The sequence below is a fragment of the Pseudoduganella danionis genome, assembly GCF_009720775.1.
GTDB lineage: Bacteria > Pseudomonadota > Gammaproteobacteria > Burkholderiales > Burkholderiaceae_D > Rugamonas > Rugamonas danionis.
Map to the genome: position 1 here is coordinate 41,154 of NZ_WNKW01000011.1, position 16,293 is coordinate 57,446.

Genomic DNA, 16,293 nt, shown 5'->3' on the forward strand with positions numbered 1-16,293 from the left:
TCGGGAAAGCATTTATGGTGTTTTTGGCCGTGAAACGCTATTATGGAGGGGTTTAGACACGGGATAAATTTCTTGCAGGAATAAAGTCTGACAATAAATAAAAAAGTCTGACAATTATTTGCACCATTGCAGTGCAAATTACGAGGGGCTTCACGGTCACATGCAGCCTCCAGCCCGGATCAGTGTCAAACTTTATTATCGCGACCAGCTGCTGCACTCGCGCTTGCAATCGCAGTGTCAAACTTTATTGTTTGGGGATCACTCATACAGGATAGCTCGATGGCGCAACATAGCGATATTATTCTGCCAGCACTGGCTTACACCCGCGGCGATTACACCGCCTTGCGCGCCTTCTGCCTCAAAATCCCCCTCGATGTGATCGCGGACCGCTACTACAGCCATGATGCGCCCCAGCTCGAAACCGGTCTGGAACGCTACCTGATCGCCATGCGCGACGATCTGATCGAACGCGCCAGCGTGAACAACCCGCTGCTGGCCGACAACCTCAAAACGGCGCGACGAAATGGCCATATCACCGCGCGCACGCTGGATCTCCTGATTCAGATCGCCGAAGCGCCGCCGGCGACGCCTAAGCCCGAGCAAACCATCGCCATGTGGATGCGGCCACGCACAACGGCCGGCCTGAAGGCCGAGCAGCTGGTCACGTTGGGCGACTTGCGCGCCTTTATGCTGCGCCGCGGCCCGAGTTGGTGGCGCGGGGTGCCGCGTGTGGGCATACACCGCGCCGAAGCGATCGCCAACTGGATGCGCAAACACGAAGCGAGCCTCGGCAGCATCTATACGGGGAACTATGTCCCCTCCCCTACCCAGCTCGAACTGCTCGGCGTTGGCCAGAACGAGTACATGGTGCCGATTAAGCACGCCAAAGCGCCCGATTGGCTCGATGGTTCGGCCGGTATCAACCGTGACCATCGGTTCAATTTCATCAGCGCACAGAACGATCTGGAGGCAATACGAGCCTATCTAGACCGGTTCAGCGACAAGCCCCACACGCTGCGCTCCTACACCAAGGAACTGGAGCGGTTCCTGTACTGGTGCGTGCTGGAGGCAAATAAGCCGCTCTCCTCGGTGCTGGTGACCGATTGCGAGGCCTACAAGGCGTTTCTGAAGCGCCCAAGCGCCCGTTTTGTCGGTGACCGCGCGCCACGCTCTTCGACCCGCTGGCGCCCCTTCAGCAAGGAACCGCTCTCCCCTGCTTCGCAACTGCATGCCATCGTCGTGATCCGCTCGGCATTCGCCTACCTCGTCGCGGTGCGCTACCTGGCTGGCAACCCGTGGTTGGCCGTCAAAGATCCGGTCGTGGTCAAGAAAGTGCACGAGATGCAGATCGACAAAGCCCTGTCGCGCGACCTGTGGGATGAAGTCATCGACCGGCTGACGGAACGGTGCGAACTGCCCGAGAACAGCCAGGACCGCATTGCGCTGGCCATGATGCTGCTCTTGGGCGACTCAGGCCTGCGCCGTGAAGAAGCCGCCGGCGCGATGCGCAACGCACTAAAACCGAATAAATGGGCATACGACGCTGGCCAGCTGACCGTGATCGGCAAGCGCAACGCCGAGAGGATCGTGCCGGTTAGCCCCCGCACGCTGGATGCGCTGCGCGCCCACTGGATTGATCGCGGGCTCGATTTCGATACGGTCGACCAGCCCGTACCACTTCTGGCGCCGCTGATCATTCCGCAGCATCAGGGAGCGATCGAGCGTCATGCCACGCCCAATGTCGTGGGCTATACCGGTGACTCGCTTTATCGCCTCTTCCAAGCCACGCTCAAGCGCCTCAAATTCGATCCGGACGCGATTGAAGGATTCACCAGCGAACAGTTCAATGAACTGGAGTCAGCATCACCTCACGCGCTGCGGCACACGTGGGGAACGCTGGCCGTCGAAGATGGTATGCCGCTCGATGTTGCTCAAGCCATCATGGGGCACCAGAGTCCATCCACCACGGCCATCTACGTGCAGGCGAAGACCAAGCGCATCTTGGAGGAAGGTGCTAAGTACTTCGCAAAGCGGGGTGAGAAAAAAGGACGGGCATAAGCCATCTAGCCGTTGCCCGTCCACTCGCTAAGATCTAGGATTGTGCACTGATTTGTCGTCGCCGACATTGTGCATCGAGGCTAGAGACACATCGATCTTCATCGGAACAGGCGCACTCGACCGAGATAATTGGTTGATCGGTTCCTATTTGTCCGAACGAAAATGTCGAAAGCCTGAGCACAACGATACGCTGAACAAGCGGGCAAGAATGGGTCATGGTCTTCATCGGTTTCTCCTAAAGTAGGTGAACTGATAGAGTGTTGTCACGACCTCTGAGACGCCATTTTTTTGTAGTCGTTTTTCGTGTTTTTCTGACTCACTTTTCCCATTGAAGGGATTTTGTTATGACGGTATTAGATGTACATCTGACTGGCCTAGATCAAAATGGACAATCCACTGGCGAAGTGCTCGCATTCTGGTGGAACGGTGCTGAGTTGAAAAAGATGCTTCAAGACAACTTATCTCCCGTCGATCCATGGCCATCTTGGCGAGGAAGAGTTTCGAGTGATTCGCTGAAGGAATTTGCTAACGCCCATCAAAACGTCACGCAAGATCGCCGGGACAAACTTAACGACGAGTTGAACAGGTTACTTGCTGGTGCCGTCGAAATCGAAGTGCTGATTCAGGAAGCGTAATCTCCCCTACTTCGACTAGACAAAAAAAATGCCACCCATAGACCTTGCGGGTCTTGGGTGGCATTAACAATTGAAGTGGTCAGTTCAAGCCTGCCGAACTGCGCCGAAGAAGTCGATGGAATTCTTCGAACTCTGCTTCAGATAATGTATTTCGATCCATCATGAAGACGACCTTGGAACCGTTTGGTGCCAGTCGTCGAAATACAGTACGGCCGTTGGAAAGTGGATATGCATCCACTAGATCATCAGCCCGGTATTCTACGAAATGGAATTTCGCATACCGTTCGTACTGCACCTGGATCGCGTCGTGGACCGGTAAGTAATATTCCATACCCAGTTCAGACGCAAAATATCGAGCATCGGCATAGGAAGAGAAATCTCCGACGCGCTCCCCTCCCCCATCGCGAGCCGTCACGAAGACCGAGAAGATCAGCGGATGAGTGTCATCGAACGAGTAATCTGCCTGATCATCCTCTGTGTCGCGAATACCGCGTACTTCCACGCCGATGAGTTTGGACAAGCAGCTTCGCATGACGCTGTTGGCATAACGATCAAAGATCAGGGAATTGCCAGCGGTAGAGTAATCCTCGGGATAGTAATAATCGCCCAGATTCGGAGCGATATGAGTAGGTGTTTGAATATGAGTTTGCATGTCAGCTTCCTTGCGGCCGCCCTACCCTTCGGGCGGAGCTGGCCGCCGTATTGGTGGGTGTTGTAAGTACTGCTGATTGAATCGATGTTGCGATGTGGAGTTACGCAGCTTGGAGCTGGAACGCCTGCCCTGATTCTTGCCAGTCGAGTTCGCGCTTGCTGAACACCGAACCACTGGCCTCGCTGATCTTGCGGTTACACCACAACTCGACCGCGTACCGATCAAGTTTATGTAGCGATTCGAACGCAGTGATCTTGGATTTGAAAACGACATTCTCGTAACTGCCGTGGCGTTGAGTGACGCAGCGAGCAAGACGACATGAATCTTTGTACAGCGTGAAATCGCTCGCCGTACCCAGCATGCGGTACGGGATTCTGGTACTGGCTAGGTCGGCGAACTGCTTGCGATCCACCTCCTTGAAGGAGTAGTCGCTCTGTCCGATTTTGATCAGGTAGAACTTGTCGCCGGCACTGAGATTTGTAAAGCAATGAACCATCTCATTATTTTCAGGCTCTAGTCCAAGAAACACGATGTGGGTGTGGGTATTGCCCACGCACCATGCGATAGATGCACCTGGAGTCGCACTAGCCTCCAGCCGACTGCGATCACAGATCAGATCTACTGGGTACAACTTGGCGACTTCGAACTGATGTTTATTGATGATGGCGAGCATATCCGCATAGATTGCATTAATCATGATGAGATCCTTATTGATTGTGAGCTGGCGAGCTCATTGAGGTGAAGTACTTAGCGACGCACCAGCATGAGATGGTGATCGAAGAGCGAATGCCGAGAATCGGCGTTGGAAATACAGGCCAGCTAAAGGATGCTGTGCATAACTGAATCGTTGACTCAGCTAGACGGTAATGAAGGGATATGCCGCATGGCGACCGTCATATAGTACCACAGCGGTATCATGGCTTAAAGAAATTGCTGTGATCCCAGCGCATCAATCTAGGGATCGCAGTTAATTGCAGCGCAGCTTTCACCTGTGAAAGTGAAAACGTTTTGTTACCTTAATTTCATGGAATAGCCGAACTCCAACCTGGTCGGCTAGTCTATAGTGTCAAGCACGCCTCCCCTCCCTCACGGCGATCATGTGTCCCGAATTCATGGTGTGATAAATGAATGTAGCAGATGAAAAATTCAAATTTCGAGCGTTGCTGAGTCTTGTTAGCTTTATCCCTGATAGCTTGCATAAAGAGTTGGAGTTTCAGCGACTTAAAATGCTAGAGATCGGCATCTCAGGTGAAGAAATTAATCACATCATTCATGACAATCACAGTCGAGAAGGCATCACTCGCCATCGAGCTTTGCTCACACTTACAGACATTCGAAAACAGGCAGGCATACCTGATCCGTATTCCATGCGCAATGCGAAATTACCCGGGCAACTTCAGGCAACGATTGATGACGCAGATGCTTACTTACGTTTGAAGGGTGGCCGCAGAAAGCATCCTTCACCACCGATATCTTCGCCACCTCCACAGAGATTCTTGGCTACTCGGCCCCGTGAGGTTGAGGGACTGGCCGTGCCATACGGGATCAACTCACATGGTGTTCTTGTATGTGCAAATGATGCTGATTCGACGGAGCGGTACCATTGTTTAAGTTGTGCCGCACCGCTAACACTTAAAGCTGGCGATCTCCGGGTCCGCCACTTCGCTCACAAGGTTGGATCTCATTGTGATGGTGAATCCGTGCTCCATCAAATTGCAAAGGAACTCGTGGCACAGGTGATTAATGAAATGACTCGCTCAGCTAAGGAGTTGCGTTTGTCATGTACGTGTCGCAAGTGTCGAACGCAGTTCGATACTGTGCTCGGTAGTAGAGCCTTTGATCGCGCAGTGAATGAAGTGCAGGAGGGTGCGTTTCGCTGTGATGTAATGGCCTACAGGGGAGATAGTGCGGTTCTAGCAATCGAAGTGATCAATACACACGCTGTGGATCAAGTGAAGGGCGAAGCACTTCGGGTTGCATGGATAGAGTTAGATGCCAAGGACATTATTAATGATCCGTACTACTGGAAGCCGACGCAAGAACGATTGAAAGACACCCTATGCCCGGACTGCAGAGATCAAGCGAGGACAATTAAGGCAGTTGCGAATAAGCGCGGTCAACTACTACCTAATGATCCCTATGTAGGGGCAGTGGTGTCGTGCTATAAATGCACTGCGGATATTTTGGCGTACTGGTGGCCTGGCGTCCCCTTTGCCGAAACTGCGCCACCGTCACCAGCACCTAGTTCAATTAAGTATGCAAGTTCTCGCGCTTATGGTGGGAAGTATTGGGCGAATACTTGCCCATGCTGTTCCGCTATACAGGGCGATAATTTCGTGTTCTTGGATGCCAGTTCGCCTTTTGCCAACCTCAGTATGCGTGACGTGGGACAGGCTATGCCTCGATTAACATTCCAAGTTGAGGGGGCTACTGCCCTGTTTAAGCAAAAGCTGCTGAAGAGTATTTGATACCTCTCTTGAGCCACTTTCACCGGTGAAAGTGGCTTGTCATTACGTGTTTGGAGAGAACATTGAAGGCTATTGCGCACTACTCGGTCCTGTTTTCGATAGCCCAATTTCGTCCACTTTCACCGGTGAAAGTGATCAGTAGCGATGCGTAAATTTGACACGCCGAATATGTAATATTCGATACGCGATTGTGTTCTATTTGAATGTGTCAGGCCTTCGCATCTACCTTGACTCAAGACTCTGACATTTCCGTCTTCGACTCAGACAACAGGACTTATTTTCGCCTCATCGATTCAATATTGCACCACTTTCACCGGTGAAAACGCCGATGGAGTTGATACCCAGTATGAACTATAGACGACATTTAAAGTCCAATAGAAGAAATCACTTTCACCGGTGAAAGTCTGTATGCAATAAGAAGAATTCTGCACCGAAATTTCTGCGAGTAATTTTGCGAACATAATTTTTATTATTTGCGTAAAAATAAAAAATAACATATGATGTTGCTTTATCGCGGCGTAACGGTATGCCGCTTTCACCGGTGAAAGTGAGGATGGGATGACTGCCAAGATTGTGACGATATTCAACCAGAAGGGCGGTTGTGCAAAAACGATGACTACCATGCAGGTTGGTGGTACTTGGGGCATGCTTGGATTGAAGGTTTGCATTATCGACATGGACCCACAAAACACGGCCAAGTTATGGAGCTTGCAAGCAACTGCTGAAGCTCCATTCCCAGCTGAAGTGCTGAATTTTGCGCCGCTCGGTAAGAACTTCATTCACAAAGTTGAGCAGCTAGTAGATAAGTACGATGTCATCCTAGTGGATTGCCCACCGGCGATTGAATCGCCAGTACCGTGGACATCGCTTCTGATTGCTGATTACGCCGTGATCCCCGTCATCCCTGTTCTTGATAACGTATGGGCATCGAAGATAGCTGAAGATCTTATTATTAAAGCACGCGACGAACGTCCTAACGAAGTGCTGGGCGCGACGTACCTTTTAAGTGTGATGCGAAAAGGAAAAGTGTTTGATACTTGCCTTGACTCCCTTAAAGAGGACAGCAAACTCCCAATCATGAATTCTAAGGTCGGCATGCGGAATGCTTACCCAGAGTGCCAGGCTTACGGATGTTCTGTAGGAGCCTTTGGTGCATCTGTCGCAAAAAATGAAATCGAGGCGGTTGCCTATGAACTGGCGAACCAAGTTGGTCTGAATCTCAAAAAACCCAAGGCAGCTAAGAAATGAACAAGATTAAAAAACAGGATTTATCTCAGCGGATGCGCTCTGCAGTCTCGTCTGCGCCCACTTTGAATAATCGGTTTGCACACGCCGCTGCTAGGGCGGAACTCAATCCAGTGCTTCCTGCCTCTCAGCCTCAAGAGGAAGCCACGACACAGAGTACTCCTGTCGAAACAATTCATGCGACAGTGCCTGCTGCACAAGCTACAACAGCCGCACCGGTCTTGGTCGCTGGTGGTGGAGTACTGCGTGAAGTTCCACTCGATCAAATTGAACCGAATCCCTTTAATGCGCGGCACATCTATCGGCCAGAGCGAGTGAATGAACTGGCGACCAGTATTGGCGCCAATGGACAAGAAACGCCGGGCTCAGCGGTGGCTGTAGGCGATAAGGTAATTCTGATCGCTGGCCACTATCGCTGGAAAGCTCTCAAGCGCCTTGGTCGTCCAATGCTGCTGGTTGTTTATCCGCCGATGACCGACCAAGAGCTATACGCTAAAAGCTTCCGTGAGAATCATGATCGCGAAGAAGAAACTGCGCTCGATAATGCATTGGCGTGGCGCAACCTGATTGATAAAGGCGTGTATTCCAGTGAAACCGAAATCGCAGAAGTAACCGGCTATTCACTGCCATCGATCAATAAAACAATGGCTATTTTGGGATTGCCAGAACCCATCTTGGCAATTGTGCGTGAGAACCCCGTACAGTTCAAAGTTAGTTTGCTATATGAATTGAAGCTGTTCGCTGAATCGGCACCGATTGAAAAAGCTATCGAATTGACACAAGGGATCTTGGCAGGGGAGGTGAGTCGCAAAACGATCACCGACGCACGTGAAATTTACGAGAAACCAAAAACTGCGCGTAAGCAGAAAGAAACGTCGCGTGCATATAAGATTACGCGCGACGGTCGTGATATCGGATCTATGAAAACGTGGGATTCGGGTCGAGTATCTTTCGATGTAAAGATCATCGATGCCGTAGAGCGCCAGAAGCTAATCGCAGAACTACGCGATCGCTTTGGCCTGACAGAATAGTCCTACAATTTTAGTGACCATATAAAAACGGAGTCGGTTCTAAAAAATCGACTCCGTTTTATTTGTTAGATTAGGAGTTGTCGGCAGCAAATAGTCCAGGGCCTTTGTTCATCTTGGCTGCCTTCTTTTGTTGCTGAAGCTGGAGTGTCACGAAGGCGCCGAAACTCTGATGCACGATTGGCTCTTGCAGGTGGTCAATCAGCTCATGAGTTTCAATACCAAGTCTGGTGGCAAATAGGGCGGAAGTAGATAGGTTTGCAAATGCTCGGGCTAACTTATTTTGGTCCTCGGCTGACATTGCTTCGAAGGCATCCCAGCCGGCGTTTGCGTCACGTTTCTGCTTGGCTGTGAATTCTCTATCTGCCGACTTTTCTCGTACTTCTTTCGCGTCGGCGCCTGCCTGACTATCTGCTGCAGCTATCGCTTTACGCTGGCGCAGATCTTGATCCAGAGTCCCTATGATGTAGCCTTCGCGTAATGCTTTCATAAAGTAACCACTGACCCGAATCTTAATCTTGCCGGCAGCAGCAGCATGGCGAGTGTAGTCAATGGCTTGCTGGATTACTTCATCAGAATAACGAGCTCGGTCCTTGATGATTTCATCGATATCAGCGTGGCTTAACCCAATCTCGTTCCTGAGCGTCTCATATAGTGTTTTCAGAATAACCAGGGCAGCCTTTTGTTCGTCGGCACGATTGTTTTCGTCCCACACAAAACGAACTTCATTTACCTTTTTAGAACCTGGTACATTTTGAGTGACCATAGTGATTTCTAGACCAGTCACCTCGTGGATTTCAGCGATCGCAACGTCGAGAACGCGTGATCTGAAGTGTTTGAACAACTCGTACGTTTTTTTGTTGCACTCCAACCATATCCGGAGTGTTTCTAACCCAAACCAAGGTGTTGCACCTTCTTGCATGTAGGGCTGCAGGCGGTCATACAAAATTTTTGTGTAGACCGATTTGAACACATATCGAAGCGCTAAAAAGTGCGTAGCACGTGGGTCACGAATGACCAATTGCAGTTCCTCAGCTAGATCGAAGATAAACCGACCATTGCTTATGCGTGCTGTCCCCATCAATGGAATAGAACCCCATGGATACGTGTTATCGGATTGGATTTCAGTGCCATTGAGTTCAATAGCAGCCATTTGCGCCTCGCGAATCAGACGTTTGATGTGCGCCCGGTTATCGCTTGTTGTGCCAAGCAACCACTTAAACAGACCCAGTTCAATTGAATAGGTCTTTTTTACTTCGCTTTCAGTAGCTACGATGAAATAAGCAACATCGAGCAATCGGCGGCCTGCCAGTGACAAATCAACGATTTGAACCAAGGCGTTATTGCGACGATACCCGAGACTGGTAGGTGCACTGGTAATGCTTTTGCTTTGCTGTGAAAGAGAGTCAAACAGCATTAGTGCTAGTTGTCGGTCGTCGTTCACAGTTCGATCCTTGGTTGTGTTCGTCAGATTCATAGTGACAGATAGTGACTGGAAATAGTCACCGTGTCAAAACACAAACAGTGACTTTGTGTCTGATTCGCGAATTTAATGTTCTGAGTCTTTTGTGTTATCCACAGAATTTTGCAAGTAAGTTAGTTTTTTTTAAAAACAAAACATACATACAGAGGAATCGGCTTTCTTTATAAAACAAGGACTTAGTGAAGAAAGGTCACGTTTACGATGAGCAAGGTCACTAGATTTGTAGAGATAGGTCATTTTCTGCAGCGCAAGGTCACTGTATTTGTTGTGGGGTTCCGATTCTGGGAATACGAAGGTCACTATATTTGTAGGCCAAAGACACTGTATTTGTTGTCGCTAAAAATGAACGCCAAAAGGTGAATTTTTGATAAGTTTCAGCCTTAGAAATGTACTTTTTAAAAATATTGGTATTAGGTCATCAGTGCGTGGCCAGCATTTGAGGACTGAAAGGTCACTAGATTTGTTGTTGGATTTGAAGAACGGCGGTTATACACCTGTTTTTTTCTCGGTTTAAATTGAAAAGGTCACTAAATTTGTTGTGATTCGTTGGGTATAGCTTGTGAAGCTCGCGGGAATTCTATTGTCTGGCGCCAGAACTACTACAAATTTAGTGACCTTTCCATGTTAATGCGGGCTTCAATGAGAGTGAGTATTCACAAATTTCTTACAAAAACAGTGACTTTGACCTGCTTGCGCGCCTCAAAAACATAACTTTGTGATTCACCGGTACAAAAAGCGTGACTTTGCCATGGAGTTTTGGAGGCTCGTTAGTTCTGACTGTATGCGTAAGGTCACTGTTTTTGTTGGCCGCATAATTGGCAGGAAACGCCGTCAGGTACTAGGTGCTTGTGCTGGTCGACATCATGGATGCCATGGAGGATATTAGCTGCTGAAGATCTGAGGCACATAAATGCGTGTCGTTTGCCAGTATCTGCTTGTACAGAAGGCTAATGATTCGCACAGCATCGGCCGGAACTATCGGTACTGGAATGATCGGTCTCCCAGTCTGCCCCATTCGAATAAAGAAGCCGCCGTCCTGCACCTTGCAGTCCATGAACTTATCGTGCGCTGGCCCGTGGCCAGTGAACTTCACGGCCGGTAGTTTGCGTTCAAGAACCGCAAGCAGCTGGTACATCTCCGCTGGTGACAACTGAAAGACCAACTTGCTCTGCCAGTCGTACGTCGTGCGGCCAGCTGCTGTCAGGCCACGCGCGCCATCAACCTGTACGGTGAACAGGTTTGTCTTGCGCGTTCGAGCCTCGCTAATTGTTAGTGCTGCCGATTGACCGAAAATCTTGAAGCTGTAATAGGGCGGGGCATTCGGATCTGTGCCTTCAGGGGTTGGCTGAAAGCCCAAGCCGGCCATAAATGCGAGGAAGAATTGCCTCTCCCGCGGATCAGTCATTGCCCGGTCGATCATGGTGATGACCGATTGACCGTGATCGAGGAGGAGTGTGGCGATTTGCACCTGGTCAAATTCGAAGCCCATGGCACGCAACTTTGATCGGATTGCCGGCATGTGCGCCGTGGAGACGAGTGAAAGCACTTGGCGTGCGGGCGTTTGGCCAGCGCCAAAGGCGAGGAGGGCGGCCTCGAATTTTTTTCCTAACGGTGACTGAGCAATGGCTACGAGCTGCGCCTTCGATAATGGTTCAAGACCAGCTGCTCGGAGCACGTCATGTATGGTCTGGATTTTCATTTTGGCGCTTCGCGTTGATGTAGGTATCGGTCGAGCGCTCAAGGGCAAGGCCGAGCTGCTTGGTGAGCGTAGGCTTCTCGGTTCCGAGAGTGATTTCCTGCACTGCGTAAGTGTTGCGCAGCGTGCGGCCGCCGGAACGCTTGACGTCGATCTTGGCGCTGGCCAGCGTCGATTTCACCTGCAGATAGACCGTCGTTGCATTGAGGCGCTTGCCACTGGGTGCAGGGAACGCGAGAGAGCCCGGGATTTGTAAGCGGCTGCGTTCATCAAGCCACGCGAGTACATCCTTGACCGCTGGTGGCCGGAGGATCGTCGTGTGCTCGTAGCTGGTGGAATGCTTCTGCTGTGGGGTCAGTTCGATTTTGTGCGAACCGTCCAGTTCGGCCTGTAGGCTGATTTCATCCACCAACAGCCCAAGGACTTCCGACACACGCAAGCCAGCGAACAGCATCGTGAGCTGGATAGCGCGATCGCGCCGCCGGCGCCATTCTGCAGGCGCAAGGGAGTAGGGTAGGGCTGCCATGAAGCGTTCTATTTCACCAGCATTGAGAGCCACCATTGCCGTGTCTTTGAAATAGCGCTGCTGCTTCAAGGCGCCGAATATTGCATGTCGCGCCGGATTTGGTGCGATCTTCAAGTGGTGGTAGCAACGCTCGATCAGGCGAAGGTATCGGTACGAGATTTTGCTATTGAGGTCTTGGACCTGGGTATTGCCTACGACGCTCCCCAGTTCCAGAAACATCAGCAGGTCGTAATGCGTGGCTTTGGAGAAGGGCACGCCGCGGCTGGCCAACCAGCGGGCGAATTTACCGAACATGAACTTGTAGACCTTTGCCCCCTCCGCCCGCATGGGTGTTTCGCGTGTTTGATCTGCAGGGCGAGAGCCGGTGCGAACGAATTCAATCGTCTCGACGAATTTGCCAAAGCAGGCGATGGGGTCAGCGTCCCAATGTTCGATTACAGAGTTCATGTGTTTTCTCGGCTGGTAGCCACATTGGCCACGAATTCGACGCCATTACAGGCGGTATTCAACTAACCGACATTTTACGTGTGCTTTTGATAGGTGCAAGCCGCTGAATTCTGAGGCCGTCCCTTTGTAGACGCTTTTGACTTTCTTCATTCTCTTTGTTCTCTTTGCTTTCTTGTTGCCGCGCAGAGGGCTGGCACGAGGCAGTGCCGGGGTTTGTATCCGAAGTCAGCGGCCTAAGCAGGGTTTTGACGGTATTTTTATAACCGTTGGTTAGTTGAATTTAGCTGATTTTCCTAAGCCAATTCGAACTAGCTGGAAGGAGAGTGCTGGAAAGAGGTGGGCATGAGCAAGCATACAAACGCGAACATTCGCATCGTAGGGGGCGGCCGCATGCTCTGGGCGCGAAAACCAACGGAGAATTGCTGCGGAATAGAAAGGCAACGGACCAATGCGTCGCAAGAAGTGAGATCAAACGTTTTGAGAATTCTTAATTAGAGGCTTACCGCAAAGATCCCATCAATTTGAAACTGAGATTCTAAAGACGAGCAAACTATGTCATTGTTTCTATGGGAATTTACTCAATATTCTCGCAAAAAACTGTGCAACTACGTGCGAAAATCCAGCAGCCCCATGCCTTTCTTGAGCTAATTATGACGTCATAGTGAAAGCAGTAGAGTACCCAGTGGTAGTCCCTGCGTTTTTTAACGCGAGTTAAAAGTAGAGATTATTTGGCAAGCGCCGATTTCTGTTTTGGCGTGGAGTCGCCGAGGCCCATATCGGGACGCTTGTGATTACACGTCCACATCCAGTCGATCCCAACATCCTATACCTCAGTCAAACTGATGAATGCGTGGTGGGCTACTATGCCATTTGTAAAGATAACAACCCGCCAATGCGGGTTGTTATCAATCACTAGCCCTAATTGCAAGTAAATACGTTTAAGCAGGAAGCAGCAGTAGTAAAGGTCCAGTTCTTGCTGATGGCTGTACCATTTGCCGTCCCCTTGAAAGATACCATGTAGGTCGTGTTCGACTTAAATGGCTCATAGCCAACTACAAAAGCATTTGAGGAGGAGATTGCCTTGTCATTCGCACTTGTAAAAATGCGAGCCTTGATGGCCTGAGTGTGACCAGCCTCGGTGATGGTGAAAGACTCGATCGCCAAACTCAATCCCTCCTTGATTGCGATACTTACAGGATAGGTCGTACGACGATGCGTATCATTGAGTACATCACTAATCTCGGTATAAGGGTTGGGGGCTTCTGGAGATGCGAATAGTGGGACCAGCGTCTGCTTATCTGCAGGATACACTCCGACGTAATCGCTAGAATTGCTCTGTGACTTCACGCCAAAGCCGAGATTGATAATTGTCGTCTGGGCTAAATCAGCCCCAACTGCTACGCCAATATCACGGATTCCTTGGTTCATGAAACCCTGCCGATGGTAGATCGTTGCGAGTAAGGTCTTAACGGCCGCAGTTGCACCCGCGCCAGCGCCATAGCTTCCCTCCTCAATGGCAGCTGTATTTACATAACCAGTAAAATTAACCCTATCAGCAACACGGATTCCGGTAAAGCTAGCCTTGGATGGGTCTTCAATGTGGAAATTTGGAATGTTATAGATCGGGTTAATCGAGCTCATATCAACAGTTCCACCATTGATGCTACTGTTCGACATTACATACGATAGGTGATTTCTTGCGGCCTTATCCAAAGGCGCGCTTTGAGTCAACAACCCCAAGCCCATCGCCGATCGAAAATTGTTATACGCTGTAACGAAAGCAAATTCCTGCGACGAATCCGCATAAGAGAGAGAGGGAACAGCTTGCTGAATATCTGCCGGCGTTACGGTCGGAGTGATAACCATAATCGGCGGTTGAACAGCTGGCTTAGTTGAGCTGCCAGTGTTTGAACCGCCACCACCACAAGCGGTTAAGCTCGATAGCGCAAGCAACGAAAGCGAATGTTTGATGGTGGATTTCATGTGAATATTCCTTAAGTTAAAAGTAGATTTTTCTCTACCACGAGCGGCGGGTAAAACGACGGTGGTATATGGGTAGTATCTAGCCACGAGGTACCAATGCAAGCGAGATCCAGCTATACGGAAATCAGCATTGTTAGCTATTAGCCCACAAGAAAATTCTAGAAAACCGAACCCAGTAAAGCTGTCGTGTGCTTGCGCTCGCTGCTTGCATAAAGTTGAAGGTGCAGGGCACCAGTCAAACTATAGGTCGGGCAACTGGCGAGCAACTAACCGGCTTTCAGCAAGTTGTCGCTCAATTTTTCATGGCCAATCGAACAGATATTGAAGCCACAATGGCGGGCGATCTTTTGTAAGGCCGTGATCCACTGCTTAATTAATATTGTCGAGGATGAATCAGGCTGGACGGTATCGGTTGGTGCTACGAATCATACGTGCGCCTTCGACGCGACCAACATCAAGGCCAAAGGCGTCTGGCCGAGTGGATTGCAGATCAACATGATCAATGGACGATATGTAGCAATCGTACGGCAAATTCTGGCTGCAGGAACTCCGACCGGTGCGGACGGGATGCTGGTCGTTCTGTCGCCGCTCTCGAATGGCAACGTACTGACCTCTGGTACTGTGGCTTTCAGCGGCGACATTGCACGAGCTGCAGAACAACTTCAGGCAGGAGCGACGGCGCTTGGTGGTACAGGCGGCTACATACCGCCAGGGAAGGATACAGGGGCATGCCAATACAACGCGACGACTAAGGAGGTCTGCGGAACAAACTGGAAGGTCAATCTCGCAGACTTCCTCAACTAGAAATTGAAAATGGCGCCGAAGGCGCCATTTCTCTTTCACACGTGATCAAACTCGCGAGGGAGCGAGGTGACCAGCCACTCGCAACACGATCGCCTTGTAGTCCCGTGCGAACTCAAGCAGGAGGAAGGTTACACCGTGATGCATCCGATGAAAATCATACATCGCATGCTCCATCGAACCACCGTGCCACCGCATCAATACTGCCGATGCGACCCTCCACCAGAGGATTCGTACTGAGAAGCCACCACGCAGCCAATGCTTGACAGAGCGCGAGTCCATACCAGATACGTCGGTCATCCAGACACCACGACCAACTGTTTCAGCGCCGGCGACACAGGGCATACGTACGCGCATAGCTGGAATCCGAGCTATGGCCTTACGGCGCGACTCGGCCGAAAAATCGGTGCTCCAGATACTATCGTTGTTCAGTTGCGGCTTCTTGGCGAACATAGTGCTTCCCTCTCATTCCATCGCTGCTTAACTTGCTACTCCGCGAGTTGTTCAAGTTGACGCTGAACCTCATCGGTGAGCAAGGGGTATGTCCGTCACCCAGACTTCATTTGGTGCCGTTGGCGCGAAATGCTGGTCGAGCAGGTTGGCGGCGACTGGCAGGCTGTGATTAGAGTTGGTCGTGGTGCGGAACTTGCGCCGCTGCTTGCAGCGCAGGCCCAATTCGCGGCACAGTCGCGCAATACGGTCACAACCGACGACGAAGTCTTACGCGTGCAGCTCGGGCTGGACACGCCGAGTGCCATAGGTCTCGCGGCTTTGACGATGCACGGCCTGAATGGCCACCTTCAGCACTGCGTCCTCCTGTCCACGGGGAGATGGCACGCCATTCAACCACGCCTAGAAGCCGCTACGCGACACCTCGAACGCCTGGCACAGGCGCTCCACCGGGTACTCGGGCCGCATCGATTTCATTTGCGCGTACCTGGCAGCGACTCCCGTGCAAAGTACGCGGCTTTTTTTAATATTTCCACCTCAACATTCACATTGGCCAGTTCCTTGCGCAGCCGCGCCACCTCGGCTTCCAACTCGCTCCCACTGCGCCCGCCAGGGGCTACAGTGGCACCATCACCACGCTTTGCTGCGCTCACCCAGTTCGCCAATGTCCCTTTGGGCAGTGCCAGACGTGCACCGGCTTCCTCCAGCGTCATCGCTTGTTCCAGCACCAGCTTGACGGCCTCGGCACGGAACTCCCTTGTGTATTTGAGGGTCGGCCGGGATTGCGGATTTTTTCGCAGAAAGTGTCTTAACTCTATGAT

The 16,293-nt window shown here is 50.9% G+C and carries 13 protein-coding genes and 1 pseudogene; 6 read left to right on the forward strand and 8 right to left on the reverse strand.

Annotated features, from left to right (window positions below; translation table 11 throughout):
- Positions 1–279: 279 nt before the first annotated feature.
- Positions 280–2,058: a site-specific integrase gene (locus GM655_RS21650; protein ID WP_155436746.1), complete on the forward strand. Its 1,779-nt coding sequence runs from the start codon at positions 280–282 to the stop codon at positions 2,056–2,058.
- Between the two features lie 344 nt (positions 2,059–2,402).
- A complete protein-coding gene (locus GM655_RS21655) occupies positions 2,403–2,693 on the forward strand; it encodes a hypothetical protein (RefSeq protein ID WP_155436747.1) in 291 nt (96 codons plus the stop codon).
- Positions 2,694–2,772: 79 nt separating this feature from the next.
- Here GM655_RS21655 and GM655_RS21660 read toward each other — a convergent pair whose 3' ends face one another.
- Both GM655_RS21660 and GM655_RS21665 read right to left on the reverse strand, forming a co-directional pair.
- A complete protein-coding gene (locus GM655_RS21660) occupies positions 2,773–3,345 on the reverse strand; it encodes a hypothetical protein (RefSeq protein ID WP_155436748.1) in 573 nt (190 codons plus the stop codon).
- 100 nt (positions 3,346–3,445) lie between these two features.
- A complete protein-coding gene (locus tag GM655_RS21665) occupies positions 3,446–4,042 on the reverse strand; it encodes a hypothetical protein (RefSeq protein WP_155436749.1) in 597 nt (198 codons plus the stop codon).
- A 427-nt stretch (positions 4,043–4,469) separates the two neighbouring features.
- Here GM655_RS21665 and GM655_RS21670 point away from each other — a divergent pair, with 427 nt between their 5' ends.
- From GM655_RS21670 to GM655_RS21680, 3 genes are all read left to right on the forward strand, one after another.
- A complete protein-coding gene (locus GM655_RS21670; protein WP_155436750.1) occupies positions 4,470–5,813 on the forward strand; it encodes a competence protein CoiA family protein in 1,344 nt (447 codons plus the stop codon).
- A 558-nt stretch (positions 5,814–6,371) separates the two neighbouring features.
- Entirely contained in the window at positions 6,372–7,061 is a 690-nt protein-coding gene (locus GM655_RS21675) for an AAA family ATPase (protein WP_155436751.1), read from the forward strand.
- Positions 7,058–8,089, forward strand: a complete 1,032-nt coding sequence (locus GM655_RS21680; protein WP_155436752.1) for a ParB/RepB/Spo0J family partition protein — start codon at positions 7,058–7,060, stop codon at positions 8,087–8,089. The genes GM655_RS21675 and GM655_RS21680 overlap by 4 nt, the downstream gene beginning before the upstream one ends.
- Positions 8,090–8,159: 70 nt before the next feature.
- On the opposite strand, the gene GM655_RS21685 is transcribed toward GM655_RS21680, so the two are convergent.
- From GM655_RS21685 to GM655_RS21700, 4 genes are all read right to left on the reverse strand, one after another.
- The gene (locus GM655_RS21685; protein WP_371866924.1) at positions 8,160–9,530 is read right to left on the reverse strand and encodes a replication initiation protein; all 1,371 of its coding nucleotides are present in this window, start codon (positions 9,528–9,530) and stop codon (positions 8,160–8,162) included.
- Between the two features lie 877 nt (positions 9,531–10,407).
- The gene (locus tag GM655_RS21690; RefSeq protein ID WP_155436754.1) at positions 10,408–11,268 is read right to left on the reverse strand and encodes a hypothetical protein; all 861 of its coding nucleotides are present in this window, start codon (positions 11,266–11,268) and stop codon (positions 10,408–10,410) included.
- A complete protein-coding gene (locus GM655_RS21695) occupies positions 11,246–12,238 on the reverse strand; it encodes a tyrosine-type recombinase/integrase (RefSeq protein WP_155436755.1) in 993 nt (330 codons plus the stop codon). Before GM655_RS21695 ends, GM655_RS21690 begins: the two co-directional genes overlap by 23 nt.
- Positions 12,239–13,156: 918 nt before the next feature.
- On the reverse strand, positions 13,157–14,221 hold the full coding sequence (locus GM655_RS21700; RefSeq protein WP_155436756.1) for a CAP domain-containing protein: 1,065 nt from the start codon (positions 14,219–14,221) through the stop codon (positions 13,157–13,159).
- A 321-nt stretch (positions 14,222–14,542) separates the two neighbouring features.
- Between GM655_RS21700 and GM655_RS21705 the strand changes: the two genes are divergently transcribed.
- A complete protein-coding gene (locus tag GM655_RS21705) occupies positions 14,543–15,025 on the forward strand; it encodes a hypothetical protein (RefSeq protein ID WP_196308824.1) in 483 nt (160 codons plus the stop codon).
- A gap of 45 nt (positions 15,026–15,070) precedes the next feature.
- Here the strand turns inward: GM655_RS21705 and GM655_RS21710 are convergent, their stop codons facing one another.
- Together GM655_RS21710 and GM655_RS23110 are read right to left on the reverse strand one after the other, a co-directional pair.
- On the reverse strand, positions 15,071–15,475 hold the full coding sequence (locus GM655_RS21710) for a hypothetical protein (protein ID WP_155436758.1): 405 nt from the start codon (positions 15,473–15,475) through the stop codon (positions 15,071–15,073).
- A gap of 87 nt (positions 15,476–15,562) precedes the next feature.
- A pseudogene (locus GM655_RS23110) lies at positions 15,563–16,272 on the reverse strand (IS3 family transposase); the annotation flags it as partial.
- Positions 16,273–16,293: the final 21 nt, after the last annotated feature.

Excerpts from the sequence above, each read along its gene's own strand:
- GM655_RS21650 (WP_155436746.1), top strand. The coding sequence starts at position 280 with ATGGCGCAACATAGCGATATTATTCTGCCAGCACTGGCTTACACCCGC.
- GM655_RS21655 (WP_155436747.1), top strand. The coding sequence starts at position 2,403 with ATGACGGTATTAGATGTACATCTGACTGGCCTAGATCAAAATGGACAA.
- GM655_RS21660 (WP_155436748.1), bottom strand. The coding sequence starts at position 3,345 with ATGCAAACTCATATTCAAACACCTACTCATATCGCTCCGAATCTGGGC.
- GM655_RS21665 (WP_155436749.1), bottom strand. The coding sequence starts at position 4,042 with ATGATTAATGCAATCTATGCGGATATGCTCGCCATCATCAATAAACAT.
- GM655_RS21670 (WP_155436750.1), top strand. The coding sequence starts at position 4,470 with ATGAATGTAGCAGATGAAAAATTCAAATTTCGAGCGTTGCTGAGTCTT.
- GM655_RS21675 (WP_155436751.1), top strand. The coding sequence starts at position 6,372 with ATGACTGCCAAGATTGTGACGATATTCAACCAGAAGGGCGGTTGTGCA.
- GM655_RS21680 (WP_155436752.1), top strand. The coding sequence starts at position 7,058 with ATGAACAAGATTAAAAAACAGGATTTATCTCAGCGGATGCGCTCTGCA.
- GM655_RS21690 (WP_155436754.1), bottom strand. The coding sequence starts at position 11,268 with ATGAAAATCCAGACCATACATGACGTGCTCCGAGCAGCTGGTCTTGAA.
- GM655_RS21695 (WP_155436755.1), bottom strand. The coding sequence starts at position 12,238 with ATGAACTCTGTAATCGAACATTGGGACGCTGACCCCATCGCCTGCTTT.
- GM655_RS21700 (WP_155436756.1), bottom strand. The coding sequence starts at position 14,221 with ATGAAATCCACCATCAAACATTCGCTTTCGTTGCTTGCGCTATCGAGC.
- GM655_RS21710 (WP_155436758.1), bottom strand. The coding sequence starts at position 15,475 with ATGTTCGCCAAGAAGCCGCAACTGAACAACGATAGTATCTGGAGCACC.